24 protein-coding genes and 1 pseudogene are annotated in these 24177 nt (G+C 44.7%); 15 read left to right on the top strand and 10 right to left on the bottom strand.

Annotated features, from left to right (window positions below; all coding sequences use genetic code 11):
* Window positions 1-445: 445 nt before the first annotated feature.
* The 3 genes from R7H07_RS20540 to R7H07_RS20530 are packed head-to-tail and all read left to right on the top strand — an operon-like array spanning window position 446 to window position 3176.
* The gene (locus R7H07_RS20540; RefSeq protein WP_065274263.1) at window positions 446-691 is read left to right on the top strand and encodes a FeoA family protein; all 246 of its coding nucleotides are present in this window, start codon (window positions 446-448) and stop codon (window positions 689-691) included.
* The gene (gene feoB, locus R7H07_RS20535) at window positions 673-2949 is read left to right on the top strand and encodes a Fe(2+) transporter permease subunit FeoB (protein WP_206959856.1); all 2277 of its coding nucleotides are present in this window, start codon (window positions 673-675) and stop codon (window positions 2947-2949) included. The genes R7H07_RS20540 and feoB overlap by 19 nt, the downstream gene beginning before the upstream one ends.
* Window positions 2946-3176, top strand: a complete 231-nt coding sequence (locus tag R7H07_RS20530) for a FeoC-like transcriptional regulator (RefSeq protein WP_005382192.1) — start codon at window positions 2946-2948, stop codon at window positions 3174-3176. The genes feoB and R7H07_RS20530 overlap by 4 nt, the downstream gene beginning before the upstream one ends.
* Before the next feature lie 108 nt (window positions 3177-3284).
* Here the strand turns inward: R7H07_RS20530 and R7H07_RS20525 are convergent, their stop codons facing one another.
* The 3 genes from R7H07_RS20525 to argS all read right to left on the bottom strand — a co-directional run bounded on the left by R7H07_RS20525 (window position 3285) and on the right by argS (window position 6258).
* The gene (locus tag R7H07_RS20525) at window positions 3285-3806 is read right to left on the bottom strand and encodes a YqhA family protein (protein ID WP_042523163.1); all 522 of its coding nucleotides are present in this window, start codon (window positions 3804-3806) and stop codon (window positions 3285-3287) included.
* Between the two features lie 150 nt (window positions 3807-3956).
* Window positions 3957-4385 (bottom strand): HIT family protein, encoded by a 429-nt coding sequence (locus R7H07_RS20520; protein WP_005446436.1) that lies wholly within the window; start codon window positions 4383-4385, stop codon window positions 3957-3959.
* A gap of 139 nt (window positions 4386-4524) precedes the next feature.
* Window positions 4525-6258: an arginine--tRNA ligase gene (gene argS / locus R7H07_RS20515; RefSeq protein WP_054576704.1), complete on the bottom strand. Its 1734-nt coding sequence runs from the start codon at window positions 6256-6258 to the stop codon at window positions 4525-4527.
* Between the two features lie 220 nt (window positions 6259-6478).
* On the opposite strand from argS, the gene R7H07_RS20510 reads away from it, so the two are divergent.
* Window positions 6479-7075: a VOC family protein gene (locus R7H07_RS20510; protein ID WP_065274265.1), complete on the top strand. Its 597-nt coding sequence runs from the start codon at window positions 6479-6481 to the stop codon at window positions 7073-7075.
* Window positions 7076-7147: 72 nt separating this feature from the next.
* Here the strand turns inward: R7H07_RS20510 and R7H07_RS20505 are convergent, their stop codons facing one another.
* The 3 genes from R7H07_RS20505 to purU all read right to left on the bottom strand — a co-directional run bounded on the left by R7H07_RS20505 (window position 7148) and on the right by purU (window position 10180).
* Window positions 7148-7516: a hypothetical protein gene (locus R7H07_RS20505; protein WP_017819944.1), complete on the bottom strand. Its 369-nt coding sequence runs from the start codon at window positions 7514-7516 to the stop codon at window positions 7148-7150.
* Window positions 7517-7520: 4 nt separating this feature from the next.
* Window positions 7521-9140: a serine protease gene (locus tag R7H07_RS20500; protein ID WP_065274266.1), complete on the bottom strand. Its 1620-nt coding sequence runs from the start codon at window positions 9138-9140 to the stop codon at window positions 7521-7523.
* Between the two features lie 206 nt (window positions 9141-9346).
* Window positions 9347-10180: a formyltetrahydrofolate deformylase gene (gene purU, locus R7H07_RS20495; protein WP_065274267.1), complete on the bottom strand. Its 834-nt coding sequence runs from the start codon at window positions 10178-10180 to the stop codon at window positions 9347-9349.
* 218 nt (window positions 10181-10398) lie between these two features.
* Here purU and R7H07_RS20490 point away from each other — a divergent pair, with 218 nt between their 5' ends.
* From R7H07_RS20490 to rnd, 7 genes are all read left to right on the top strand, one after another.
* Window positions 10399-12339 (top strand): ATP-dependent DNA helicase, encoded by a 1941-nt coding sequence (locus R7H07_RS20490; RefSeq protein WP_005382210.1) that lies wholly within the window; start codon window positions 10399-10401, stop codon window positions 12337-12339.
* A gap of 29 nt (window positions 12340-12368) precedes the next feature.
* Window positions 12369-13070: a tRNA (adenosine(37)-N6)-threonylcarbamoyltransferase complex dimerization subunit type 1 TsaB gene (gene tsaB / locus R7H07_RS20485; RefSeq protein ID WP_017819943.1), complete on the top strand. Its 702-nt coding sequence runs from the start codon at window positions 12369-12371 to the stop codon at window positions 13068-13070.
* Window positions 13071-13130: 60 nt separating this feature from the next.
* Window positions 13131-13436: a hypothetical protein gene (locus tag R7H07_RS20480; RefSeq protein WP_017819942.1), complete on the top strand. Its 306-nt coding sequence runs from the start codon at window positions 13131-13133 to the stop codon at window positions 13434-13436.
* 41 nt (window positions 13437-13477) lie between these two features.
* On the top strand, window positions 13478-14035 hold the full coding sequence (locus tag R7H07_RS20475; protein WP_005382214.1) for a Slp family lipoprotein: 558 nt from the start codon (window positions 13478-13480) through the stop codon (window positions 14033-14035).
* Between the two features lie 6 nt (window positions 14036-14041).
* Window positions 14042-14896 carry an alpha/beta fold hydrolase gene (locus R7H07_RS20470; protein ID WP_005382215.1) on the top strand — a complete coding sequence of 285 codons (855 nt, stop codon included), beginning with the start codon at window positions 14042-14044 and terminating at the stop codon, window positions 14894-14896.
* 106 nt (window positions 14897-15002) lie between these two features.
* Window positions 15003-16694, top strand: a complete 1692-nt coding sequence (fadD, locus tag R7H07_RS20465) for a long-chain-fatty-acid--CoA ligase FadD (protein WP_005382216.1) — start codon at window positions 15003-15005, stop codon at window positions 16692-16694.
* 79 nt (window positions 16695-16773) lie between these two features.
* Window positions 16774-17892 carry a ribonuclease D gene (rnd, locus tag R7H07_RS20460; protein WP_206959876.1) on the top strand — a complete coding sequence of 373 codons (1119 nt, stop codon included), beginning with the start codon at window positions 16774-16776 and terminating at the stop codon, window positions 17890-17892.
* A gap of 77 nt (window positions 17893-17969) precedes the next feature.
* Here the strand turns inward: rnd and minE are convergent, their stop codons facing one another.
* Genes minE through minC form a run of 3 tightly spaced genes read right to left on the bottom strand, consistent with a single transcriptional unit; the run spans window position 17970 to window position 19728 of the window.
* Window positions 17970-18233: a cell division topological specificity factor MinE gene (minE, locus tag R7H07_RS20455; protein ID WP_005388332.1), complete on the bottom strand. Its 264-nt coding sequence runs from the start codon at window positions 18231-18233 to the stop codon at window positions 17970-17972.
* Window positions 18234-18235: 2 nt separating this feature from the next.
* Window positions 18236-19048, bottom strand: a complete 813-nt coding sequence (minD, locus tag R7H07_RS20450) for a septum site-determining protein MinD (protein WP_005388331.1) — start codon at window positions 19046-19048, stop codon at window positions 18236-18238.
* Between the two features lie 17 nt (window positions 19049-19065).
* Window positions 19066-19728: a septum site-determining protein MinC gene (gene minC, locus R7H07_RS20445; protein ID WP_005382304.1), complete on the bottom strand. Its 663-nt coding sequence runs from the start codon at window positions 19726-19728 to the stop codon at window positions 19066-19068.
* Between the two features lie 197 nt (window positions 19729-19925).
* Here minC and R7H07_RS20440 point away from each other — a divergent pair, with 197 nt between their 5' ends.
* The 4 genes from R7H07_RS20440 (at window position 19926) to R7H07_RS20425 (ending at window position 23717) form a co-directional block, all read left to right on the top strand.
* A complete protein-coding gene (locus R7H07_RS20440; RefSeq protein ID WP_005382303.1) occupies window positions 19926-20207 on the top strand; it encodes a YcgL domain-containing protein in 282 nt (93 codons plus the stop codon).
* A 48-nt stretch (window positions 20208-20255) separates the two neighbouring features.
* Window positions 20256-21227: a lytic transglycosylase domain-containing protein gene (locus tag R7H07_RS20435; RefSeq protein WP_206959858.1), complete on the top strand. Its 972-nt coding sequence runs from the start codon at window positions 20256-20258 to the stop codon at window positions 21225-21227.
* Between the two features lie 88 nt (window positions 21228-21315).
* On the top strand, window positions 21316-22260 hold the full coding sequence (locus tag R7H07_RS20430; RefSeq protein ID WP_005382299.1) for a LysR family transcriptional regulator: 945 nt from the start codon (window positions 21316-21318) through the stop codon (window positions 22258-22260).
* 257 nt (window positions 22261-22517) lie between these two features.
* Entirely contained in the window at window positions 22518-23717 is a 1200-nt protein-coding gene (locus R7H07_RS20425; protein ID WP_005382298.1) for a NupC/NupG family nucleoside CNT transporter, read from the top strand.
* 67 nt (window positions 23718-23784) lie between these two features.
* Here the strand turns inward: R7H07_RS20425 and R7H07_RS20420 are convergent.
* Window positions 23785-24177 (bottom strand): annotated as a pseudogene (locus tag R7H07_RS20420) (bifunctional methylenetetrahydrofolate dehydrogenase/methenyltetrahydrofolate cyclohydrolase); the annotation flags it as partial.

The raw sequence follows: 24177 nt of genomic DNA, 5'->3' as shown, positions 1-24177 counted from the left end.
GGGACTATACCACGGGTGTCAAGGACACCTTCGCTTGCTGCCGGAGTGACATGTTGCCATGCCACCTCTGGAATTTATTAGAGAGGTTGCCCTCTCGATGGAGTAACTATACGAGAGGTTACTTATTTTTCTTATAAAAATAACGCCATGTTTATATGAGAAAAGCGACAACGTTTGGTTTTTTACTTAACCAATTGTTTTAATTTGTATTTTTTGTTTTCTATCTTGGTTTGTGACATTTTTGTTTCGTTAGGTGTCATTTTTAATTGTTAATTTTGACGTAAATAACGAGAGGAAATTTACGAAGTTAACGTTTGAAAGCGTGAAAACATTTACGGAATCTTTGATTTCACACAAGGATTGAAGGGGTATAGGGGAGTAATATTGGCAACCTAAACTTATTAAATAATAATATTTCTCATTAGCAATACTCTTAAGGGCCACTATGAAGTTATCAGAGATTAATCCTGGCGATACGGTGACGATTCGGTTGTTAGATGGTCTTTCATCAGATATCAGAAAGAAACTCATGGTAATGGGGCTGCTTCCCAATACAGAAGTCAAAGTGATTCGACGTGCGCCAATGGGCGATCCTTTACAAGTCGAAGTCCGTGGTGTGTCTGTCGCATTGCGAGAAACAATTGCTCAGAAAATTGAAGTGGAGCGAGTGTCATGCAATATCAAGTGCTAACCGTAGGTAACCCTAATAGTGGTAAAACGACGCTATTTAATGGTTTAACTGGCGCAAAACAGCAAGTTGGTAACTGGGCAGGCGTCACGGTTGAAAAGAAAACGGGACAATTCAAGCATGCTGGGGATGAGTTTTTGCTCACTGACCTTCCGGGTATTTACTCATTAGACAGTGGTAATGATAGTAATAGTATTGATGAATCCATCGCATCGCGTGCGGTTCTAACTCATCCTGTTGATCTCATTATTAACGTGGTGGATGCTACAAGTTTAGAGCGCAGCTTATACATGACGCTGCAACTTCGCGAACTTGGTCGCCCTATGATTGTTGTCCTCAACAAGATGGATGCGCTAAAGCGTGAACGTCAGATGATTAACGTTGCAGAGCTTGAGAAAACGTTAGGTTGTCCGGTTGTCAGTTTATCTGCAACCAATAAAACTCAAGTGGCAGAGTTTAAAGAAAAGCTCCATAAATCCATCGTTCAAGGAGTGCCACTTAAAGAATTGTCTTTGCATTACGGTGAGAAGATGGAGTCGGCAATTCAAACGGTTTCCGCACTTTTTAACGACCAAAACGTCGCTCATCGTGCACTAGCGATTCGTGCGCTTGAAAAAGACACAATGGTGCTCAATAGTCTTTCTGATATTGATAGAAGCAAAGTCTTGGAAGTCATTACGACGTTAGATTTGGATATCGATTTGCATGTCGCGGATACTAAGTACACGCATCTGCATGAACAGTGTAAAAAAGTTCGCCGAAGCGAAGGCAAGTTAAGTCGTAGTGTGACTGAAAGACTCGACCAGTTTATTTTGAACAAGTGGATTGGAATTCCTTTCTTCTTTGTTGTTATGTACCTGATGTTTATGTTCTCGATTAACATCGGTAGTGCATTTATCGACTTTTTTGACATTGGTGTGGGCGCATTGTTGGTTGATGGTGGGCATCACTTGTTAGACGGTCATTTGCCTGTGTGGTTAGTGACGGTTCTTGCTGATGGTATCGGTGGTGGTATCCAGACGGTTGCAACCTTCATTCCGGTTATCGCGTGTTTGTACCTCTTCCTAGCGGTACTTGAGAGCTCAGGTTACATGGCTCGTGCAGCATTCGTACTAGATAAAGTGATGCAGAAGATCGGCCTACCGGGCAAAGCATTTGTACCGTTGGTTCTTGGTTTTGGCTGTAACGTACCGTCAATCATGGCAACTCGTACTCTAGACCAAGAACGTGAGCGTAAACTGGCTGCATCTATGGCGCCATTTATGTCATGTGGTGCTCGTCTGCCTGTATACGCGCTATTCGCTGCGGCATTCTTCCCAGGTTCTGGCCAGAACATTGTATTCGCACTTTACCTACTTGGTATTGTGGCAGCGATCTTCACAGGTCTTTTCCTTAAGCATACGCTTTACCCAGGTAGCAGTGATAGCCTAGTAATGGAAATGCCAGACTATGAGCTTCCGACGCTACAAAACGTGGTGATCAAAACTTGGCAAAAGCTAAAGCGCTTCGTACTTGGTGCAGGTAAAACCATCGTTATCGTTGTTGCTATTCTGAGTTTCTTCAACTCATTGGGTACTGATGGCAGTTTTGGTAATGAAGACAGCGAAAACTCGGTGCTTTCTAAAGCTGCGCAAGTTGTAACTCCAGTATTCGCGCCAATCGGTGTTCAAGAAGATAACTGGCCAGCGACGGTTGGTATCATTACCGGTATCTTCGCAAAAGAGGCGGTAGTTGGTACGCTTAACAGCCTGTACACCACGCCAAGCGACGGTGAAGACGCAGAATTTGATCTAATGGGCAGCCTAGAAGAGGCAGTAATGAGTATCCCTGAAAACTTAGCCGGTTTGAGCTACTCAGATCCACTAGGCATTGAAGTGGGTGACTTAACTGACTCAAATGCCGTTGCCGAAGAACAAGAAGTCGATGCTTCTATCTTCGGTAACATTAAATCTCAGTTTGCTTCTGGCAATGCCGCATTTGCTTACCTAATCTTTATCCTACTGTACACACCTTGTGTGGCGGCGATGGGGGCTTACGTACGTGAGTTTGGTCATAAGTTCGCACGCTTTATTGCGGTTTGGACAATGGGCTTGGCTTACCTATGTGCGACGTTCTACAACCAATTGACGCATTTCGCAGATAGCCCAGTGACAAGTGGCATTTGGATGGCTGTGATCGTTGCTATCTTCTTTGGTACCTACCGTGTGTTCAAACAAGTTGGTAAGAAACAAAACGGTGCATTAGAGGCGCAAGTAGCATGATTTTAAAAGAGCTTTATCAATACATTGCAGACAAAGGAACCGTCTCCCAGTCAGATCTGGCTAAACAGTTTGGGATGAGTGAAGATGGCGCCGACGCGATGTTAAACGTGTGGATTAAGAAGGGCAAAATTAGCCGCCTAGTCGACACTAATAAAGCTCATGACGTGACTCGTGTTCGCTACTCAGTGACTAAACAAGATGGTTTGTCTCTGACAGTCACCATGTAGCGACTATCAAAATTAGTCACCTAAAAATTATCACGTAAAAACGACAAAGCCGCATCAGCAATGATGCGGCTTTTATTTTGCTGGTTATTGTTTGTGAATACAGCGAAATTAATGTTCTTCAGAGTGTTTAGTCGCGCCTAACCCTAGGAACTTCAAACCAAGACTTAAAACTAAAATCGAAATAGGTAATGTTAAGATCGTCCAATCTAAGCTGTCGAAGTTAATCAGCACGAGCTCTAAGAACTTCACAAACAAGATCACGATGATGACTTCAGCCAAAATGTTTTTTAGATGGCCGATGTTCGGGGTTCTGATCCAATGCAAAACCGACTGCTCTTGTGTTTTCGCTTTAGCTTTGTTGGAAATAAATAGTGTGTAGATGCCGTGAGCAAAGATGAACAAAACTAGTGCGACAAGAAACGTATCCAGTGACTTGATCAAATAAGCGATCGCGATGTCTGCTTTATCTAAATGTGCGAGTGCTTCTGGAGGTGTTTGATTGAGAATGAAGACCGCAAATGCCGAATAGGTTTTTGCTGCACCCATAAGAAAAAGCAAGAATGAAGCAGCCATGGAACAGATGATGGCGATCCAGCTGACGTATCGGAATGTGTTGAAGACTTGTTTCATGATGACCCTCTCTAACTGAGCTGGTAGTCTAAACAAGTTTTATTTTAGTGATAATCCCAGAAAAATGAGAAAGATTGTTACAAATACGTATTAATCTTTCTCTGTCTATTTCAGCCGTATTCAAAGGCGAATTATTTTCGCTTGCAGTTCTTATGCTTTTTGGAAAATAGAGCTTAGTGACAACACGTTTTTAATGCGACCAAGTAATTCGTTTTGCTCTTCTTCTGTACGGAATTCACCTTTGGTGTTACCCCAAACCGGTCCCGGCCATGCGACGTCATCTTTGAAGCGAGCAATATGGTGAATGTGCAGCTGTGGCACCATGTTACCTAGTGCGCCAAGGTTTAACTTGTCTGGACGGAATGTTGCTTCCAGTGCTTGGCTTACTGCCTGAGATTCTAGCAAAAACTGTTGCTGTTCTTTCATTGGCAAGTGGTGAAGCTCTTTTAGGTTTGCACGTTTAGGTACCAAAATAACCCATGGCACGGCATTGTCTTTATGCAGAAGTGCCACACACAGTGGGAAGTGACCGATAACGGTAGTGTCTTTTGCCAATTGAGGGTGCAGTTCAAAACTCATTATATTATCCGATTTGAATTGAATGACATCAGTATACGCCAGATAAAACAAAAGGTTGACGCTTTCACGCCAACCTTTTGAAATCATATCGATTCTCGATTCTCGATTCTCGATTCTCGATTCTCGATTCTCGAATCGCTTACATGCGCTCTAGAGTATCAATACCTAGTAGAGACAGACCTTGCTTGATGGTCTTCGCTGTTAGCGCTGCTAGTTTCAGACGGCTTTGTTTCACTGCTTCGTCTTCAGCTACTAGGATAGGGCACGCTTCGTAGAAGCTAGAGAACTGACCTGCTAGTTCGAATAGGTAGCTACACATGATGTGTGGTTGACCTTCGCGAGCGACAGATTGAACCGCTTCTTCGAACTGCATAAGCTTAGCAATAAGTGCTTTCTCTTTCTCATCAGTGATTTTGATGTCACCTTGGAGAGCGTCCATAGCAACACCAGCTTTAGCGAAAATAGAAGCTACGCGAGTGTATGCATATTGCATGTATGGTGCTGTGTTACCTTCAAACGCTAACATGTTGTCCCAATCGAACACGTAGTCAGTCGTACGGTGTTTAGATAAGTCAGAGTATTTAACCGCTGCCATTGCAACTGTTTTAGAGATCTTCTCTTTTTCTTCCGCATCTAGCTCAGGGTTTTTAGATTCGATCAGTTGTGCTGCACGAACTTCTGCTTCATCTAGAAGGTCGGCAAGGCGAACGGTACCACCCGCACGAGTCTTGAATGGCTTACCATCTTTACCAAGCATCATGCCGAACGCGTGGTGCTCAAGAGATACTGACTCTGGCACGTAGCCTGCTTTACGAACAATTGTCCAAGCTTGCATTAGGTGCTGGTGTTGACGTGAGTCGATGAAGTAAAGCACACGGTCTGCGCTTAGCTCTTCATAACGATATTTTGCACATGCGATGTCTGTTGTTGTGTATAGGAAACCGCCATCGCGTTTTTGAACGATAACGCCCATTGGTTCGCCATCTTTGTTCTTGTATTCATCTAGGAATACAACTTGCGCGCCATCATCTTCAACGGCAAGACCTTGTTCTTTTAGGTCTGCAACGATCTTAGGAAGCATGTCGTTGTACATGCTCTCGCCCATCACGTCGTCACGAGTCAGTGACACGTTTAGACGGTCGTAGTTGCGCTGGTTTTGGATCATGGTTACATCAACGAGTTTTTTCCACATTTCTGCACAGTACTCGTCACCGCTTTGCAGTTTCACAACGTAGTTTCGCGCCTTTACTGCGAAGTCTTCATCTTCGTCGTACAGCTTTTTCGATTCGCGGTAGAAGCCTTCAAGGTCCGCAAGTTCCATAGAAACTTCGCCAGACTCTTGTTGTACACGCTCAAGGTTTGCGATAAGCATACCGAACTGAGTACCCCAGTCGCCGATGTGGTTCGCACGGATCACTTTGTGACCTAGGAACTCAAGAGTACGTACTACCGCATCACCGATGATGGTTGAACGTAGGTGACCAACGTGCATTTCTTTAGCAACGTTTGGTGCAGAGTAGTCAGCAACGATAGTTTGAGCTTCGTCTTCTGCAACGCCAAGACGTGAGTCAGCCAGTGCTGCTTCCGCTTGTTTTGCTAGGAACTCTTCGCTTAGGAAAATGTTGATGAAACCAGGGCCAGCGATTTCTGTCTTGCTCGCAATACCATCTAGGTCTAGAACATCCAGTACTTTCTGTGCAAATTCTCGTGGGTTAGTACCCAGTTTTTTAGCAACGCCCATTACGCCGTTTGCTTGGTAGTCACCAAATTGTGGCTTTGCTGATTGGCGTACTGCCGCAGGACTGCCTGCAGGTGCGCCAGCGGCTTCTAGAGCCTGAGATACTTTGTCATTAATAAGTGCTTGGATATTCACACGCGTTTCCTTCAATTCAAGGACGAAGAACTCGGCGAAGTAAGTGCCGAGTTCTGTTGGAGTTCACAAAAATGGGGCTAATGATAACAACTTTATTGCTTTTCATACAGAGAGGAATTGGGGAAATTTATACTTTTTCGATTGAATGGAAATGTGGTTTGGTTTGCGTTTACTATTGCGCTCAGAGTAATGAGATAAATCGCCCCAAAAGAGAACCACAATGACGACTCAACTAGTTGAAAAACGCCTAGCGCCTAAATTGATGATCCAAGATCTGGATGCATTTATGGCGAAGATTGAAGAGCTTGCATCCCTGTTAAAACTGGATCTGAGCTTTGCTCAAGCTGACCATATTGCGCTGCGAATTAATGATACTGAAACAGCAAAAGCCGCGCATGAAGCATGGAATCAATACGGTAAGGTGATTTCACAAGCGAAAATCAACGGTCGCCCGATTATTGTTATTGAATTCGACAAAGCGTTAGAAAGCCGTGGCTGGAAGATAGAGTGTCTGGAACTGCCATACCCTGCGGAAGGCAAAATCTACCCAACTGAAAGCTGGGAACATGTGGAGTTTGTGATTCCGTCTCATGCCGAAACCGCAGATGAGTTTCTTGCTGATTTGAGACACACTTATCCAGCGTTTGGCGCACGCTTTAATGAGTTAGAAGAGCTGGGTGTGAAGATCAAACTGTCGAGCCCGAAAGGGGATGGCGAACGCTTGAATAACCCAACAGTGGCGTTTAAGTACCAAGGCATTTGTATCAAACTGCACCCGCATTCACTTAAGCGTATTGTGGAGTCTGAGCAGGCGTAAAACGCTAGGGTGAGAATTGCTGAGTTGCGATAGGCAAAAAGGGAGCCGAGGCTCCCTTTCGTAAGCGAATCACTATTTAGCCAGTGACTTGCTTTTTGGGTTGGTAATGGAAAGTTTTTTGCCTTTCAACTCTTCATCTAAAGGCAGTGTAAAAGTTTTGGCAAACGGCATTCGTTTACAATGATCCGCCTTGTCTCTAACGATAGTAATAAGAGCTTCTGTCTGTGAGCTTTGCTCTATTTTTAGGCTAAAGTCCTCGTTTTCACTGCAGCCGTTAGACTCTGTGATAAATGAAATTTGACTCTCACTTGTCCTATAAGTCTCTACCATCATTGCTTGGTGCTCAGACGTCTGGTTTGTTTGCAGTCCTGCGTTTGCTGAACATGCAGTTAAACTGATAGTGCCCAAACCAAGTAGGAATATCTTGAGTCTATGTTTCATCTCGTTACCTTTTTTTGCGTCGTACGAATGAACCTGCAGCCATTAACACCAGTAGGCCAATAGATAAACTGCCGCCTGAACTAGACTTTTTATTAACGTCGTTACCAGCATCGCCCGTATTATCTGTGCTGACTGACATATTTATGTTGCGAACAAATGCTTGCGCGCTGTAAATGCCACTTGAAAACGGGTGTTGGACGTATTCAAACGTTATCGTATTAGATGCTTTGTAAAGATCGATCTGGATCTCTTTATAATCGAGGAGTTGGTTGGTGCTATCGTAAATTTCACCATTAACTAAGATGAACAAGTAATCAAAACCATCGGACATTACTTTGAGATCCATGGTAAGTTTGCCCTTCGGAAGATCGGTCAAAACCAGCTCAGATACACCAGGATAAGCTCCCATATCCGCTGATTGCAGTTCACCATTTTCAGCCGTCCAAGCGTTTTGACCGGTATAAACATTTGCGTCTGCTAGCGGAATGGCATTACGCACTGATCTGCTTGCTTTATCTACACCTGAATACTCGAAAGTTGTTGTGAGTCTGGACAGTTTCGGATGATCGGTAAAGAGCTCTATCGTTGTTTCTGATCCCGAATAGCTAGGTTGGTAGCCGACGGTAATTTGACAGCTTTGCGAAGGCTTTAAGGTACCAGTACAAGTGCTTTTCTCGATGGTACTTCCGTATGATATTGTGCTTTCGTAGATGTTTAATGGGATAGTATCGTCATTACGAATAGTAAAGGTCTCTTGCTGCGCTTTTCGCTCAACGAAACGAAGATCTCGGTACTTAGTGAAGCTGATAGTATTGCGATGGCTATCTATCCATCCATTGTGTTGAAAATGAGCGACGTTGGCGTAAACACCATAAGCGTTTGGTTGAGCACATCCATCCCCCCAGCTGACCACGCCTAGCAATTTGTTGATACCGTTATCATCAACGATGAGTGGACCGCCGCTATCTCCTTGGCAGCTATCTTTACCTCCCCAATAGTATCCGGCGCAAATACCGTCATCTGATACATTAGAGTAGTTTCCTGGTAGGTTTTGGCAGGTAGCTCGATCTACGTATTCCAAATCTACTTGTTGTAAAACGGTTGGGTATATTCGGTCTGTCGTGGACGTATTTCCCCATCCAGCCACGTGCAACTTGTCTCCTACGCGTACGCTATCTAAAAGTTCTGGCGTTGCCAGGTCAATAGTTGCGCTATCGATATTGCGTTCTAATTCAATAAGAGCGATGTCATTGTTCGTTGTTATGTTGTTATATTCATCATGTGAATAGATATTTTTAATGGCGATGCGCTGTGCTTGAGACTCTCTGTTTTTGTCATAAAGACCAAGAACGATATCCAGATCGTCCGCATTAAGACCTTCCACACAGTGCGCAGCAGTTAATACGTATTTTCCACCTAGGAAACTGCCACCACAAAAGTGACCAATAGATGTAGGTTGTCCTTTACGTACCAGTGAAGCAATAAATTTCCAGTCGGAAGTGTTGGCAGGTTCGCCGCCGATAATGCGAGTGGATACATCATTCTGAACAGGCTCAAGAGTATCTGCGATTGTGGTTGCTGGTAAAGTCAGCCCAATCAGAAAAGCCACTAACGTTTTTTTCATTTTAATTCCGTAATATTAACGTGGTTTATTATAAGGAGGGCAAATGATAAACGGAATCATTCTCTCAGTAAATAGTTGTGGAGAAATGAAAAATTATAACGTATCGGTTTAACTTTGATGGTTAGAATTGGAGGGGGGATCTTCTGAAAAGATGAAACCCGCCAAGTTGGACGGGTTTCACTATCGTTGTAACTAGTACGGAGGGATTACAGGATCACTGTCTTATTCCCATAAACAAAGACGTGGTCATTGATCACTTTATTCAAAGCCTTACTCAATACGTTCTTCTCTACATCGCGTCCCGCTTGCGCCATATCTTGGGCATTGAATGTATGGTCGACAGGAATTACGTCTTGCTTGATGATCGGCCCTTCATCTAAATCATTAGTCACGAAGTGTGCTGTTGCACCGATGATTTTCACACCGCGATCGTAAGCTTGTTGATATGGCTTCGCGCCAATAAAAGCAGGTAAGAAGCTGTGATGAATATTAATGATTTTGTGGTGATATTTCTCAACAAACGTCGGCGTTAATACGCGCATGTATTTAGCTAGCACCAAAAAGTCAGCATCGTATTGATCGATCACTTCTAGCATCTTCTGCTCGTGTTCTTCACGGCTAAGGTTTTCATGGGTCACATGGTGGTAAGGAATGTCGAAGCGTTCAGTGAGAGTTTGCAGTTTGTCGTAATTCCCCACCACAGCGGCGATCTCAACATCTAGGCTTCCATCGTAGGTTTTTATCAGAATATCGCCTAAACAATGCGCTTCTTTTGTGACGAGAATGACGATGCGCTTACGGCGAGAGCCAACCAATTTACGCTTAGCACCTTGCGGGAGAGCTTGGTCCAAGTCGGCAAGAAACGTTTGATCGTTGAAGTACCCCTCCAACTCCGTTCTCATGAAAAAGTGGCCACTGGTATTATCAACAAATTCGTTATTGTGAACGATGTTGAGTTGGTGCTTGTAACAGATATTAGTAATTTTCGAGATGAGACCCGGGGCGTCAGAACAGTGGGTCAACAGTGTTTTCTTTTCCATAAATCAGGTACTTCCATGCATTAATATTTTAGCGTACGAATTTGTTATTATTCCCTGGCGGGTGTAACTGTACTGCCATGTTTCACCATAAATAATCTATTCTTACGTTGGTTTCAACAAAATATCCGCGTGTCGCCGCAAGCTGGTCAGATTGTGGGCTGATGTCACTCCTATTCCTCTGATATACTCTCGATAATTTTTCAAACTCAATACCAAGCATGATCGCAAAAACTTTTTCCTCTGATGGCGCGTTAGGTAAGGCCATTCCTGGCTTTCAAGCTCGTCAGCCACAAATCGATATGGCGGAAGCCGTCAGCAGTGCGATCAAAGATCAAACCCAGTTGGTGGTGGAGGCAGGAACCGGAACCGGTAAGACCTTCGCCTACTTAGTCCCTGCGCTGTTAAGCGGTAAAAAAGTGATCATCAGTACAGGCTCGAAAAACTTGCAAGAGCAGTTGTACCATCGTGACTTACCGCTCATGGTCAATGCGCTTGGTTTTTATGGCCAAGTGGCGTTATTAAAAGGGCGTTCTAATTATCTGTGTTTGGATCGTTTGAGCCGCCAAATGGTCGAAAGCCACACTAATGAATCTGACCCGACGTTATTAACTCAACTGGTTAAAGTGCGTGCTTGGTCATCAGAAACCAAAACAGGTGACCTTGGTGATTGTGATGATCTGCCAGAAGACAGCATGATCATTCCGACTATCACCTCAACCAATGATAACTGTTTAGGTAAAGAATGTCCGAGCTACACTGATTGCTTTGTATTGAAAGCGCGTAAGCGAGCCATGGATTCCGACATTGTTGTAGTGAACCATCACTTGTTTCTTGCTGATTTAGCGATCAAAGAAACAGGATTCGGTGAACTGATTCCAGAAGCCGATGTGTTTATTTTTGATGAAGCTCATCAGTTGCCAGATATTGCGAGCGAATATTTCGGCCAGTCAGTTTCAAGCCGCCAAATTCACGATCTTGCCAAAGACATTGAAATAGCCTATCGCACCGAAGCCAAAGATATGCGTCAATTGCAAAAAGTGGGCGACAAACTCATGCAAAGCGCAATGGACATGCGGATTGTATTGGGTGAGCCAGGCTTTCGTGGCAACTGGCGTGAGGCGTTGCAATCAGGTTCTATTAAGCGAGAATTATTGCGCTTAACTGACAGCCTCGAATTGGCGATTGATGTACTCAAAATAGCCTTAGGGCGCAGTCAATTACTGGATACCGCCTTTGAACGAGCCAATTTGATCAAAGGCCGTATCGACCGGGTATGTGATGTCGATATTACCGGTTACTCATACTGGTACGATACCTCGCCTCGTCATTTCGCTCTGCACATTACGCCTCTTTCTGTCGCGGACAAGTTCCATGAGCAAATAGAGATTAAACAAGGCGCTTGGATTTTCACGTCAGCAACCCTAGCCGTATCGGGCGATTTCAAGCACTTTACTGAGCGCCTTGGCCTCAAGCCTACAAAGCAATTTTCTCTGCCGTCCCCCTTTGATTATCAAAAGCAAGCGCGCCTTTGTGTGCCAAGGTATTTGCCAGAGCCAAACAGTAACGGCTTAGCGGATAAGTTAGTCCGAATGCTTGCTCCGGTGATTGAAGAAAATGATGGTCGCTGCTTCTTTTTATGTACCTCGCACAGCATGATGCGTGAACTAGGTGAGAAGTTCCGAGAAGTACTTGAGCTGCCTGTGTTAATGCAAGGGGAGATGAGTAAGCAGAAAACCTTGGCGGAGTTTATGGAACTGGGTAACGCTTTACTCGTGGCGACGGGCGCTTTCTGGGAAGGGATTGATGTTAGAGGTGATGCGCTGAGCTGTGTTATTATCGACAAATTACCGTTTACCGCCCCTGACGATCCGTTACTCAAAGCCCGTATCGAGGATTGTCGATTACGTGGCGGTGAACCATTTGCTGAAGTACAAATCCCGGATGCAGTGATTACGTTAAAGCAGGGAGTCGGGCGATTAATTCGAGATCAGAAGGATCACGGTGCGTTGATCATTTGTGATAATCGCCTCGTCACGCGAGACTATGGTGGTATTTTCCTCGGAAGTCTACCACCTATCCCAAGGACGCGAGACTTAGATGGAATCAAAGCATTCCTGAAAGCAGAACAATCTGTCACAGACGCAAGTGCTGAGGCATAACCCAATAAATGAGAGTTGTAGAGAGTTAAATGAGCGCAAAAATTCTTGCTATCGATACAGCGACTGAAAACTGTTCAGTTGCGTTGTTGGCTAATGATCAAGTGATTTCACGTAGCGCGGTTGCACCACGCGATCACACCAAAAAAGTACTGCCAATGGTTGATGAAGTACTCAAAGAAGCTGGCCTGACTCTACAAGAGCTGGATGCGTTAGCGTTTGGACGTGGTCCAGGTAGCTTTACTGGCGTTCGTATCGGTATTGGTATCGCACAAGGTTTGGCGTTCGGTGCTGACTTACCTATGATCGGCGTTTCAACGCTGGCTGCAATGGCTCAAGGTAGCTATCGCTTGCATGGTGTGACCGATGTCGCTGTGGCTATTGACGCACGTATGGGTGAAGTTTACTGGGCACGTTACACTCGCCAAGCAAACGGTGAGTGGGCAGAGATGGATGCAGAGTGCGTAATTCCACCAGCACGTCTCGTTGAAGAAGCACAAGCAGACGACAAAACGTGGACGACAGCAGGTACTGGTTGGGATGCTTACCAAGAAGTATTAGCAGACCTACCGTTTAATTTGACGCATAGTGACGTTCTGTACCCTGATTCACAAGACATCGTGATTCTTGCTGAACAAGAATTTAAAAAGGGTAATACCGTGCCGGTCGAAGATTCGAGCCCTGTTTATTTACGTGATAATGTGACATGGAAAAAACTTCCTGGTCGCGAATAGTCCGTTTTTCATTAACCTGACAAAAAGCAGGGCGTTTGCCCTGTATTTTTATGGAGTGCTATGGCGTCGATTAATGGCTTGCCTCCTTCTTTGATTCCCGGTGCAAATCGCACTCATAAAGCCAGTCAAAAGAAGCAGGTAAATAAATCACAAACAAAGCAGCCTGTAGGTCAGCCTTCAAAGGTTGCTAACGCCGTGGCGCACTCCATAAAACACGTGGATGAGTCCCAAATTCACCGAGCTCAAGTGCAATATGACCTTCCTGAAGGGGGCGCACGTAAAGCAATGGAGCAGTACATGGATGTCATGAATCGAGCTAAAAAAGAGGAACTGGCTCAATTACTTGGTGTCGATATTTACGTGTGAGATCTCCCCAGCTTGGGGTTACTAATATTGAAAGGTGGTTTATGAAGGTTTTTGGACGGTTTTTTCTCGCATTATTTGCTACGGTTGGTTTGTCTGCGTGTAGCTCTTTGCCAGAGGAGCTAAATGCAAGCACAGAATTGGTCGTTACAGACTATAAAGCGTTTGCTGAGTCTCAGGGGCAAGTGAGTGAAGATGTTCGCCTTGGTGGAATCATCGCTAAAGTGGATAACTTTAAAGATAAAACGCGTCTAGAGATTGTAAACCTTCCTATCAGTAAGTCTGGTAAACCTGATATTGATGAAGAGCCTACGGGGCGTTTTGTCGCCTATTTTGATGGCTATTTAGAGCCTGTCGCCTTTAGTGAAGGCCGTTTGGTGACGGTTGTAGGCAAAGGAGCAGGGGAAGAAGAAGGAAAGATCGGTGAGCACGGTTACATCTTCCCAGTAATTAAGGGGGAAGGGTACCGTTTATGGAAAATTGAAGAACGTGTACGCATGTATGACTCGCCAACCTACTTTTACCCATGTTACTCGATTAACTGCCGCATGTGGCGTAATGATTTCCCGCAAGACGGTAAAGTGATAAAACAGGTCAAATAATCTGCGATGCATGAGCGTCAATTCGAGCTTCCTGCCGGCAAAATGGCAGCCCTTGAGATAGGGAACGAGAAAACGGCTGACTTGTCAGTCGTTTTTCTTCATGGGTGGTTAGATAATGCGGGCAGCTTTAAAGCGCTCATGGAGCAGTTGAATCAACTTAATCCTCACTTACACCTCCTCGCCATCGATCATTTTGGTCACGGTTTATCGAGTCATAAATCTCACGATAATTATTACCCCTTTCACGACTATATTGCCGATTTGTATCAGTTTTTGGACGAATTATCACCAAACAGACTGATATTAGTAGGGCATTCACTTGGTGCTTTAATCGCAAGTTGCTATAGTGCAGCGTTTCCAGAGCAGGTCGAAGCTCTTGTGCAAATTGAGGGAGCAGGACCTCTTCATGAGGATCCTACTAACAGTTTGCCTCGTCTTCGCGATGGCGTTTTAAGTCGAATAAGACAGCAAAACAAGCCAGAGCGAGCCATTGCCTCCTTCGATCTGGCGTTAAAATTACGCATGCAAGCCAACCAATTAACCGCTGAGCAACTTCTACCGATAGTCGAGCGTGGAACAGAGCAGCGAGGAGATAAATGGTATTGGCGGCATGACGCCAAGTTAAAATGTGCGTCGCTTTACCGAATGGCGCAAGCGCATGCTAACTCGATTACCAGCCAAATACGTTGTCCTCATTTGATTGTATTAGGCGATCAAGGATTTCAGAATTTACCATCTAACCAAGCTGATTGGGGAGAGAACCCACCGCAAGTGGTTTCTGTCAAGGGTGGTCATCACTGTCATTTAGAGCAAATACTCGAGGTCGCAACGCGAATTCTTGGTGTAGTTAACAAAATTTAAACAAGTGTTTGAGAGTTGCGTGCTCAAGCACGTTCGCTGTGCTGTAATAGCTTTCAAAATAAAAAGGACGCTATTTTTTAGCCAGTTATAAACGAGGAGTAACATCGTGGATAAACCATGGCTTTCACGTTATCCAAGTGACGTACCTGAAACCATTAATCCAGAGCAATATGAGTCTTTGGTAGAAATGTTTGAACAGTCTGTACAAAAATATGCAGACCAACCAGCATTCATGAACATGGGCTCGGTTATGACCTTCCGTAAATTGGAAGAGCGTAGTCGCGCATTCGCAGCGTATCTGCAAAACGAGTTAAAACTGCAAAAGGGTGACCGTGTTGCTCTGATGATGCCAAACCTACTGCAATACCCAGTGGCGTTGTTTGGTATTTTGCGTGCAGGTTGTATCGCCGTAAACGTTAACCCACTTTACACTCCTCGTGAACTTGAACACCAATTGAATGACTCAGGTGCGACGACGATTGTGATTGTGTCTAACTTTGCGAATACGCTAGAACAAATCGTCGATAAAACACCAGTCAAACACGTAGTGTTAACCAGTCTTGGTCAAATGCTGCCACGAGCGAAAGGTACGATTGTCGATTTTGTCGTGAAGTACGTTAAGGGCATGGTGCCTAAGTACGATTTACCTGGTGCAATCTCAATGCGTCAGGCTCTACGTAAAGGTCGTCGTCTACAATACGTTAAACCGTTTATGTCTGGGGATGACATTGCATTCCTGCAATATACGGGGGGGACGACAGGTGTCGCGAAAGGCGCGATTCTGACTCACCGCAACATGATTGCGAACGTTCTACAGGCAAAAGGCGCGTACGGACCGGTTTTATCTCCGGGGCGTGAATTAGTCGTGACAGCATTACCGCTGTATCACGTATTTGCTCTTACCGTAAACTGTCTGCTGTTTGTTGAAATGGGTGGTCGTAACTTACTTATTACCAACCCTAGAGATATTCCAGGGTTCGTGAAAGAGCTACAAAAGCATCCGTTTACTGCGATTACGGGCGTGAATACCTTATTTAATGCATTGGTCAATAATGAAGATTTCCACGAGTTGGATTTCAGTAATCTACGTTTAGCCGTTGGCGGCGGCATGGCAGTGCAGCGCTCAGTGGCAGAAAGATGGCAAAAGACCACGGGTTGCTATTTGCTCGAAGGTTACGGTCTAACAGAGTGTTCTCCGTTGGTGGCGGCATATCCGCATGATCTTGTTGAATACAATGGCTCTATTGGTCTGCCGGTACCATCAACAGAAGTTCGTATCGTGGACGAAGAAGGTAACGCTCTTGCGAATACTGAAACTGGCGAACTTCAAGTTCGTGGTCCTCAGGTTATGCAAGGTTACTGGCAACGACCTGAAGCAACGAAAGATACGATTAACGAAGACGGCTGGCTATCAACCGGCGACATCGTTAAGTTCGATGACGAAGGCTTCCTGCATATCGTTGACCGTAAGAAAGACATGATCTTAGTATCAGGCTTTAATGTTTACCCGAACGAAATCGAAGACGTTGTAGCACTTCACGGCAAAGTACTTGAAGTTGCTGCTATTGGTCAGCCGCATGAAGTGTCTGGTGAATTAGTGAAGATTTATGTCGTGAAACGCGATCCGAGCTTGACCAAAGACGAAGTGATCGCGCATTGTCGAGAACACTTAACTGGCTACAAAGTTCCGAAGTTGGTTGAGTTCCGCGAAGACTTACCTAAAACCAATGTCGGTAAGATCTTGCGTCGTGTTTTACGCGAAGAGAATGACGCTGAACTTGCGAAGAAAAGCGCATAAGCCGATTTCGTCGAGTCGAGAGATTTAAAAAATGATAGAATGCCAGCGTTTTGCTGGCATTTTTTATAGCGAGAAGTATGTGAACTATCAAATTATTACTAAAAACAAAGACCTAGAAGAGGTTTGCACTCATGCTCGAGAGGCAGACGTAGTGATGTTGGATACCGAATTCGTTCGTATTCGCACTTTCTACCCGCAGTTAGGTCTGATTCAGCTTTTCGATGGTAATCGCCTCTCGCTGATTGATCCGACTGAATTAACGGATATGACGCCGTTTGTAGCGCTATTAAAAGATACTTCTGTGCTAAAAGTGCTGCACGCATGTGGTGAAGATTTAGAAGTTTTCCAAAACGGCTTTGGTTGTACACCATTCCCTATGGTGGATACGCAGCTGATGGCCGCTTTTCTCGGTCACGGCCTATCGACAGGCTTCGCATCGCTGGTGGAAGAATATTTAGGCGTAGAGCTCGACAAAAGTGAATCACGTACCGACTGGATGGCTCGTCCACTGACACAAAAGCAATTAGATTATGCTGCCGCAGATGTTCATTACTTGTTACCGTTATACGAAAAGCTGTTCGATAAGGTGACGCAAGCAGGTTGGTGGGAAGCTGTACAGCAAGAAAGTGATTTACTCGTTTCGAAACGTATTCGCGTAACCAATGAAGAGAATGCCTACCTTGATATTAAGGGCGCTTGGCAATTAAAACCTTCTGAGCTGGCGCTTTTAAAGCCATTGGCGACGTGGCGTTATCGTGAAGCAATCAAACGAGATTTAGCGCTGAACTTTATCTTCAAAGAAGGTGATCTATTAACGGTCGCTCGTCTTGGTTTAACGAACTTTAAGAAGATGGAAGCAGAAGATATTGATATCCGAGCTATTAACCGCCATGGCGCGAAGATTGCCGCGATTGTTAAACAAGCGAAGCAAACACCTTCTGAAGAGTATCCTGCGAAAATTGAGCGTTTAATGGACTATCCGGGTTACAAGCAGGTCTTCAAAAATATGAAAGACTTGGTGAAATCGGCTTCGCAGAAGTCAGGTTTAGCCACGGAGTTCCTTGCCTCTAAAAAGCAGATCAATCAGTTGATCAGTTGGGTTTGGAAAAAAGATCGTGACCCAGAAGTATTGCCTGATTTGATGCAAGGGTGGCGTTTGGATTTACTCGGCGACAAGATGAACAAAGCATTAAAGTAATGAAAGATGAAAAAGGTTGGCCTCTATGCCAACCTTTTTCGTTCTAATTAGAGCATTCGTCTGGTGAGAGAAACTGATTACTTTTCTTCGTCTGGTAGCTTCACATTCAGCTCAAGAACTGAGATATCGTCGTCTTTGTGCTCAAATGTTAAGTCAACCATATTTGGATCAATTGCCACGTACTTGCTGATCACCTTCAAGATGTCTTCTTTTAATTGAGGCAAGTAAGACGGCGCAGGATCATTTTGGCTGCGGCGCTCTGCGACAATGATTTGCAAACGCTCTTTAGCTAGATTCGCAGAAGTTTTCTTCTGTGGACGGAAAAATTCTAATAATGACATGTCTAGCCTCCAAAGAGTCGTTTAAAGAGTCCTTTCTTCTCCTCAGTAAGGAAACGAAATTCAACCTGATTGCCTAATAAGCGATCAACGGTGTCAGAATAAGCCATACCCGCATCGGTGTTATCGTCAAAAGTGACTGGCACACCTTTGTTTGACGCGTTAAGCACGGCTTGGCTTTCTGGAATCACGCCCAGTAGTGGAATATGTAAGATCTCCTCTACGTCTTCAACGCTTAGCATTTCGCCTTGAGTGACGCGAGATGGGTTGTAGCGAGTCAGTAACAGATGCTGTTTTACTGGCTCTAGCCCTTGTTCTGCACGCAGTGACTTAGAATCTAAAATACCGAGAATGCGGTCAGAGTCACGTACAGAAGAGACTTCTGGGTTCGTTGTGACAATGGCTTCATCGGCATAGTACAAGGCCATTAACGCGCCTTGCTCGATACCTGCTGGTGAATCACAAATAATGAAATCAAAGCCCATTTCATCAAGTTCGCCGAATACGCGCTGAACACCATCTTTTGTCAGTGCGTCTTTATCACGAGTTTGAGAAGCAGGAAGAATAAATAGGTTGTCCGTGCGCTTATCTTTGATCAGCGCTTGGTTTAATGTCGCTTCGCCGTTAATGACGTTTACAAAGTCATACACGACGCGGCGCTCACAGCCCATGATTAGATCGAGGTTACGCAAACCGATGTCAAAATCGATCACCGCGGTCTTTTTTCCCTTAAGAGCTAGACCAGAGGCGATGGCTGCGCTTGAAGTGGTTTTACCAACGCCACCTTTACCAGACGTTACTACAATAATGCGTGCCATTTTTTTTCCTTTTTAGATTAAATCGCGAGAACTTCTAAATGTAATGATTCATCGGCTTTACTGATCATTACTTTCTTTTGCCAGTACTCGCTTTCAATTTGATCGCTTAACCAGTAGTCACCCGCAATGGATACCAGTTCTGCTTGTAAATCGTGGCAAATAATACGCGCTTCCTGCTGACCACTTGCTCCTGCAATCGCACGACCTCGAAGTGTGCCATGGATATGAATAGAGCCGTCAGCAATGACTTCAGCACCTGCACTTACGTGCGCTAGCACCACCAAATCACCATCTTTTGCGTAGATCTGTTGTCCTGAGCGGACAGGCGTACGAACTACTTTCGTTGGTGCCATTTTGGCAGGTGCTTGGCTTGGTGATTTGCTCGCCGACATAATGGCGAAGCCAGCTTCGGAAGCAAGGTTTTGTACACGCTTGTCTTTACAGCCCGTTACACCGACCGGAATAAAACCAGCATCTGAGATGCCTTGTTTAAGCTTAGGGAAATCAATGTCGCCTTGTACTTTTGCTATATTGATTACCAGAGGCGCGGATGCAAAAAAAGAAGGTGCTTGAGAAACTTTTTCTTGCAAAAATTCGACAGTCTTTGCGATCTCATTGTCAGAAAGGTGTAAAACTGACAATGTAAAACTGCTACCTTTAAGGTCTGGTGAATGGGTCATCGTGGACTTCTTGCCTTTATTGAAAGAGCGTTGCCTTAAACTAGGTATGTCATGTTATATTTCATCCTTTGACGCAGCAAGTTCTCTCGTGGGCAAATAGGTGAATTAATCTCAAATTTGCTATTAAGTTTGCGAGAATTTGACGTTTACAACCTAATCCGCACTCAACGCGGCTAAATCAGCATAAAAGGCGTGTCATGCTTTGTTCTATTTATAAAAGCTCGAAAAAAGAAGGTACTTATCTCTATATTCCGAAAAAGGATGATTTTTCACAGGTTCCTGACACCTTAATGCAGATGTTCGGTAAGCCTATCGCTGTCATGACGATTAAACTTGATGGCCGTAAATTGGCACAAGTTGATATCGAAAAAGTGAAGGCTTCATTACAAAATGATGGCTTCTTTCTTCAGGTTCCACCGCCGCCGGAGAACCTATTAGAAAAGTACAAAGAACAAAAAGCCCAGCAGAAAGGCGAATAACGTCATCGTTTTTCATCTGGGATTTCTGCCTTGCTCAAGGAGGGCAATATGAAAAAGATACTGGCTACCATGCTTAGCGTTGGTATGTGTACCTCGGCTTTTGCAAGTAGCGAGGGTTTTGATGAATACTTGAATAAGCTGCGTGCTGAAGCTCGTGATAAAGGTATCTCAGAGCAGGTCATTAGTGCTGCTTTTGCTAATGTTGAGTACAAGCCCCGAGCAGTAAAAGCGGACCGAAACCAACCAGAAAAGAAACTGACATTGGATGAGTACATTCCTCGCGCGGTGCCTGAGTGGAAGGTGAAGCAAGCCAGACAACTCTACAAAGAGCATTATACTGAGCTAAAGCGTATAGGCGATGAGTACGGTGTCCATCCGCGCTTTATTGTGGCACTTTGGGGAGTTGAAAGTAACTTTGGTAAGTTTACCGGCAACTTTAAAGTGATTGATGCACTATCCACAATGGCATTTGAAGGCCGTCGTGAAGAGTTTTTCCGTAAAGAGACCATGTCGGCACTGCAGATCCTCGATCAAGGCCATATTGAGCTAGAGAACTTTAAAGGCTCATGGGCTGGTGCGATGGGTCAATGCCAGTTTATGCCAAGCTCTTTCCTTCGTTTTGCTGCTGACGGCAACGGGGATGGTAAAAAAGACATATGGCAATCTGAAGCGGACGTGTTTGCATCAACCGCTAACTATTTGAGCAAGTCTGGTTGGGATGATAAATATACTTGGGGTCGCCAAGTTAAGGTTCCTAAAAATATTGATCGCAGTCTAGAAGGGCGCACGGTTGAAAAAGGCAAATACCTTCAAGAGTGGAGCCAATTAGGTATCACAAAATATGACGGTAGCCCGTTGCCAAAACTGGATGAAGACATCAAAGCATGGTTGATCATGCCGGACGACGAGAATGGTCGTACGTATCTGGTTTACAATAACTACAACGTATTGATGAAGTGGAACCGCTCTTACTACTTCGCACTTGCTGTGAGTCACTTGGCTGACCGCATTAAATACTGATCTGCCATCAAACAATTTGGCATCCAGTCTTCAATACAAGGGCTCTTCGGAGCCCTTTGTTTTTTCTATAACCAAATCGAGGTAAAGCGTGTTATCTGAACGTGCCGCACAAATGGTGATTTTCTCCGCTCTTCTTAAACACAAAAGCTTCACAGCTGCTGCAAAGAGCTTAGGCGTGTCGGTGTCTCATGTGAGTAAACAGTTAAGTCAGTTAGAAGCGTCTCTTGGTATCAAGCTTGTTCAACGCACTACGCGAAGCTTTACGCCGACTGAGGCAGGGAAAACCTTTTTTCATCACTGTGAGCAAGTGGTACAAGCGGTGAGCAGCGCCACATTAGAGATGGAAACCCAGCGGGATGAAGTAGCAGGTTTGGTACGTCTTGGGTTGTCGCAATCATTTGGTACCTTACACATTATTCCAGCGATTCAAGAGTTACGCGAACTGTATCCTCAACTTCAAGTGGAAGTACATCTGTTTGACTATAAGGTCGATATGTTAGCCGAAGGGCTCGATTTATGGGTAACCAACAACGAGCATTTGCCTGAAGGTTACATTGCGCAGCGTTTGACGGATTGCCAGTTTGTTGTTGCGGCATCGCCAGATTACTTATTGAAACATGACACGCCAGCAGAACCGGATGACCTATCTGCTCACAACTGCCTCATATACAGAAGCTGGGAGCGTGACTATACGGGGTGGGCGTTTACCAAAGATCAGCAAGAATTGAACGTAAAAGTCTCGGGTAACTATTCAGTGGATCTGGCAGAAGCCGTTCGGGATGCGGCTATTGCAGGTTGGGGTATTGCCTACCTTGCCACTTACTTGCTGGGGGATGAGTTTAGAACGGGTAAGTTAATACAGCTGTTACCTGACTGGAAAGCCAGCCAGTCGATGCCGTTTTATGCGGTATACCCAAGCCGGCAGCATATGCCAAAAAAAATATCCGCAGTGATTAACTTTATCAAACAGAAGATCGGCAACCCTTGTCATTGGGACCAACGTTTGGCGCCTTACATCTCTATTCCTAAATAACAGGATCAATGACGTTGTAGAACGACACATAAGGTGATTCACTTCACAAAAATTTTTCCTGAACCAGAAACATATTTTCCATATGGAAATAATTAAAATAAGCAAACGTTTATCTTTAATAAATTCAATTTGTTATTTTGTTGGTCAGTTATTGGTCGCTTAAACTTTTCACACTGTTAACATCCTCAACTTGCAGCATTTTGAGTCCGCTATACAATCCGGTGCCTTCCATATCCCCCTTCTGTCGGATTCATTTTATGAACTCAATTATTGGTATCGTAGCCATACTATTCCTAGCATGGCTACTTTCTACAAATAGAAAAAATATAAAGCTGAGAACAGTGTCGTTTGCGTTTGCTTTGCAGGTACTGTTTGCGTTGTTGGTTTTATATGTACCAGCAGGACGAGATGCGCTGAATTCAGTGAGCAGTGTTGTGTCGAATTTGATCAACTATGGTCAAGAGGGCATTGCGTTTTTATTCGGTAATTTGGCGACAGGGGGCTTCACCTTTGCGATCAATGTTCTGGGTATCATCGTTTTCTTCTCCTCTCTTATCTCAGGTCTTTATCACATTGGTGTGATGCCAAAAATCATTAACTTTATCGGTGGTGGTATTCAAAAGCTGCTAGGTATCGGTCGTGCTGAGTCTTTGTCTGCTACGGCGAATATCTTTGTTGGCACCATTGAAGCACCATTAATGGTAAAGCCTTACCTAAAACACATGACTGACTCGCAGTTCTTTGCAGTTATGACAGGTGGTTTAGCGTCAGTTGCTGGCGGAACGTTGGTTGGTTACGCATCACTGGGTGTCGATCTCAACTATCTTATTGCTGCTGCATTTATGTCAGCACCTGCCGGCTTGTTGATGGCAAAAATTTTAATGCCAGAAGATACGGATAAAGCAGCAGATATCGACATTAGCCAAGTTGAAATTCCACGTGCAACCAACGTAGTAGAAGCATTAGCCGATGGTGCCATGGCGGGTGTACGCATTGCTGTATCGGTCGGTGGTACGTTACTGGCGTTTATTAGTGTCATTGCAATGCTAAACGGCATGTTAGGCTGGATAGGTGATCTGATTGGGACACCATTAAGTTTTGAGCTCATCCTAGGTTTTGTGTTTGCGCCAGTCGCTTGGTTGTTGGGTATACCATGGCAAGAAGCAACCACAGCAGGCTCGCTGATTGGTAACAAGATTGTGGTGAATGAGTTCGTCGCTTTCATCCAGCTTGCAGAAGTGAAGTCTCAACTTAGTGAACACTCACAAGCAATCGTGACGTTTGCTTTGTGTGGCTTTGCAAATATCTCAAGCATGGCGATGCTGATTGGTGGGTTGGGCTCTTTGGTACCAGAAAAGCGTGCATTTGTTTCTAAGCATGGTTTCCGTGCGATTATCGCTGGTGTCATGGCGAACTTAATGAGCGCTTCTATTGCGGGCGTGATTTTAAGTCTGTAATTGAAATAGATATCAACAATTAGCAAAAAGGCTCCTTGCGGAGCCTTTTTCGTATCTGAAATTTACGTTATTTGTCTGTGTGGAACTGTTCGCAAGCGAGCATCGTGTTCTCAATTAAACTTGCGACGGTCATTGGGCCAACGCCACCAGGAACAGGAGTAATAAAGCTCGCACTTTCACGTGCTTTGTCGTATTCCACGTCGCCAACTAGTTTGCCTGAATCAAGACGGTTAATACCGACATCGACCACCACTGCGCCTTTTTTAATCCACTCACCAGGGATGAAGTTAGGCTTACCAACCGCAACCACGACAACGTCAGCTTGACGCACATGACTCTCTAGGTCTTTGGTAAAACGGTGACATGTTGTTGTTGTGCAGCCCGCAAGCAGCAGCTCAAGTGTCATTGGACGACCAACAATGTTTGATGCGCCAACCACAACCGCATGTTTACCACGTAG

This window comes from Vibrio sp. Vb1127, from assembly GCF_033338735.1.
Lineage (GTDB): Bacteria > Pseudomonadota > Gammaproteobacteria > Enterobacterales > Vibrionaceae > Vibrio > Vibrio alginolyticus.
The sequence above is the reverse complement of the archived record's forward strand: the minus strand, read 5'-3'. Positions and strand labels throughout refer to the sequence as shown.

Coding starts and splice junctions, on each gene's coding strand:
- R7H07_RS20540 (WP_065274263.1), top strand. CDS start 446: ATGAAGTTATCAGAGATTAATCCTGGCGATACGGTGACGATTCGGTTG.
- feoB (WP_206959856.1), top strand. CDS start 673: ATGCAATATCAAGTGCTAACCGTAGGTAACCCTAATAGTGGTAAAACG.
- R7H07_RS20530 (WP_005382192.1), top strand. CDS start 2,946: ATGATTTTAAAAGAGCTTTATCAATACATTGCAGACAAAGGAACCGTC.
- R7H07_RS20525 (WP_042523163.1), bottom strand. CDS start 3,806: ATGAAACAAGTCTTCAACACATTCCGATACGTCAGCTGGATCGCCATC.
- R7H07_RS20520 (WP_005446436.1), bottom strand. CDS start 4,385: ATGAGTTTTGAACTGCACCCTCAATTGGCAAAAGACACTACCGTTATC.
- R7H07_RS20510 (WP_065274265.1), top strand. CDS start 6,479: ATGACGACTCAACTAGTTGAAAAACGCCTAGCGCCTAAATTGATGATC.
- R7H07_RS20505 (WP_017819944.1), bottom strand. CDS start 7,516: ATGAAACATAGACTCAAGATATTCCTACTTGGTTTGGGCACTATCAGT.
- R7H07_RS20500 (WP_065274266.1), bottom strand. CDS start 9,140: ATGAAAAAAACGTTAGTGGCTTTTCTGATTGGGCTGACTTTACCAGCA.
- purU (WP_065274267.1), bottom strand. CDS start 10,180: ATGGAAAAGAAAACACTGTTGACCCACTGTTCTGACGCCCCGGGTCTC.
- R7H07_RS20490 (WP_005382210.1), top strand. CDS start 10,399: ATGATCGCAAAAACTTTTTCCTCTGATGGCGCGTTAGGTAAGGCCATT.
- tsaB (WP_017819943.1), top strand. CDS start 12,369: ATGAGCGCAAAAATTCTTGCTATCGATACAGCGACTGAAAACTGTTCA.
- R7H07_RS20480 (WP_017819942.1), top strand. CDS start 13,131: ATGGCGTCGATTAATGGCTTGCCTCCTTCTTTGATTCCCGGTGCAAAT.
- R7H07_RS20475 (WP_005382214.1), top strand. CDS start 13,478: ATGAAGGTTTTTGGACGGTTTTTTCTCGCATTATTTGCTACGGTTGGT.
- R7H07_RS20470 (WP_005382215.1), top strand. CDS start 14,042: ATGCATGAGCGTCAATTCGAGCTTCCTGCCGGCAAAATGGCAGCCCTT.
- minE (WP_005388332.1), bottom strand. CDS start 18,233: ATGTCATTATTAGAATTTTTCCGTCCACAGAAGAAAACTTCTGCGAAT.
- minD (WP_005388331.1), bottom strand. CDS start 19,048: ATGGCACGCATTATTGTAGTAACGTCTGGTAAAGGTGGCGTTGGTAAA.
- minC (WP_005382304.1), bottom strand. CDS start 19,728: ATGACCCATTCACCAGACCTTAAAGGTAGCAGTTTTACATTGTCAGTT.
- R7H07_RS20440 (WP_005382303.1), top strand. CDS start 19,926: ATGCTTTGTTCTATTTATAAAAGCTCGAAAAAAGAAGGTACTTATCTC.
- R7H07_RS20435 (WP_206959858.1), top strand. CDS start 20,256: ATGAAAAAGATACTGGCTACCATGCTTAGCGTTGGTATGTGTACCTCG.
- R7H07_RS20425 (WP_005382298.1), top strand. CDS start 22,518: ATGAACTCAATTATTGGTATCGTAGCCATACTATTCCTAGCATGGCTA.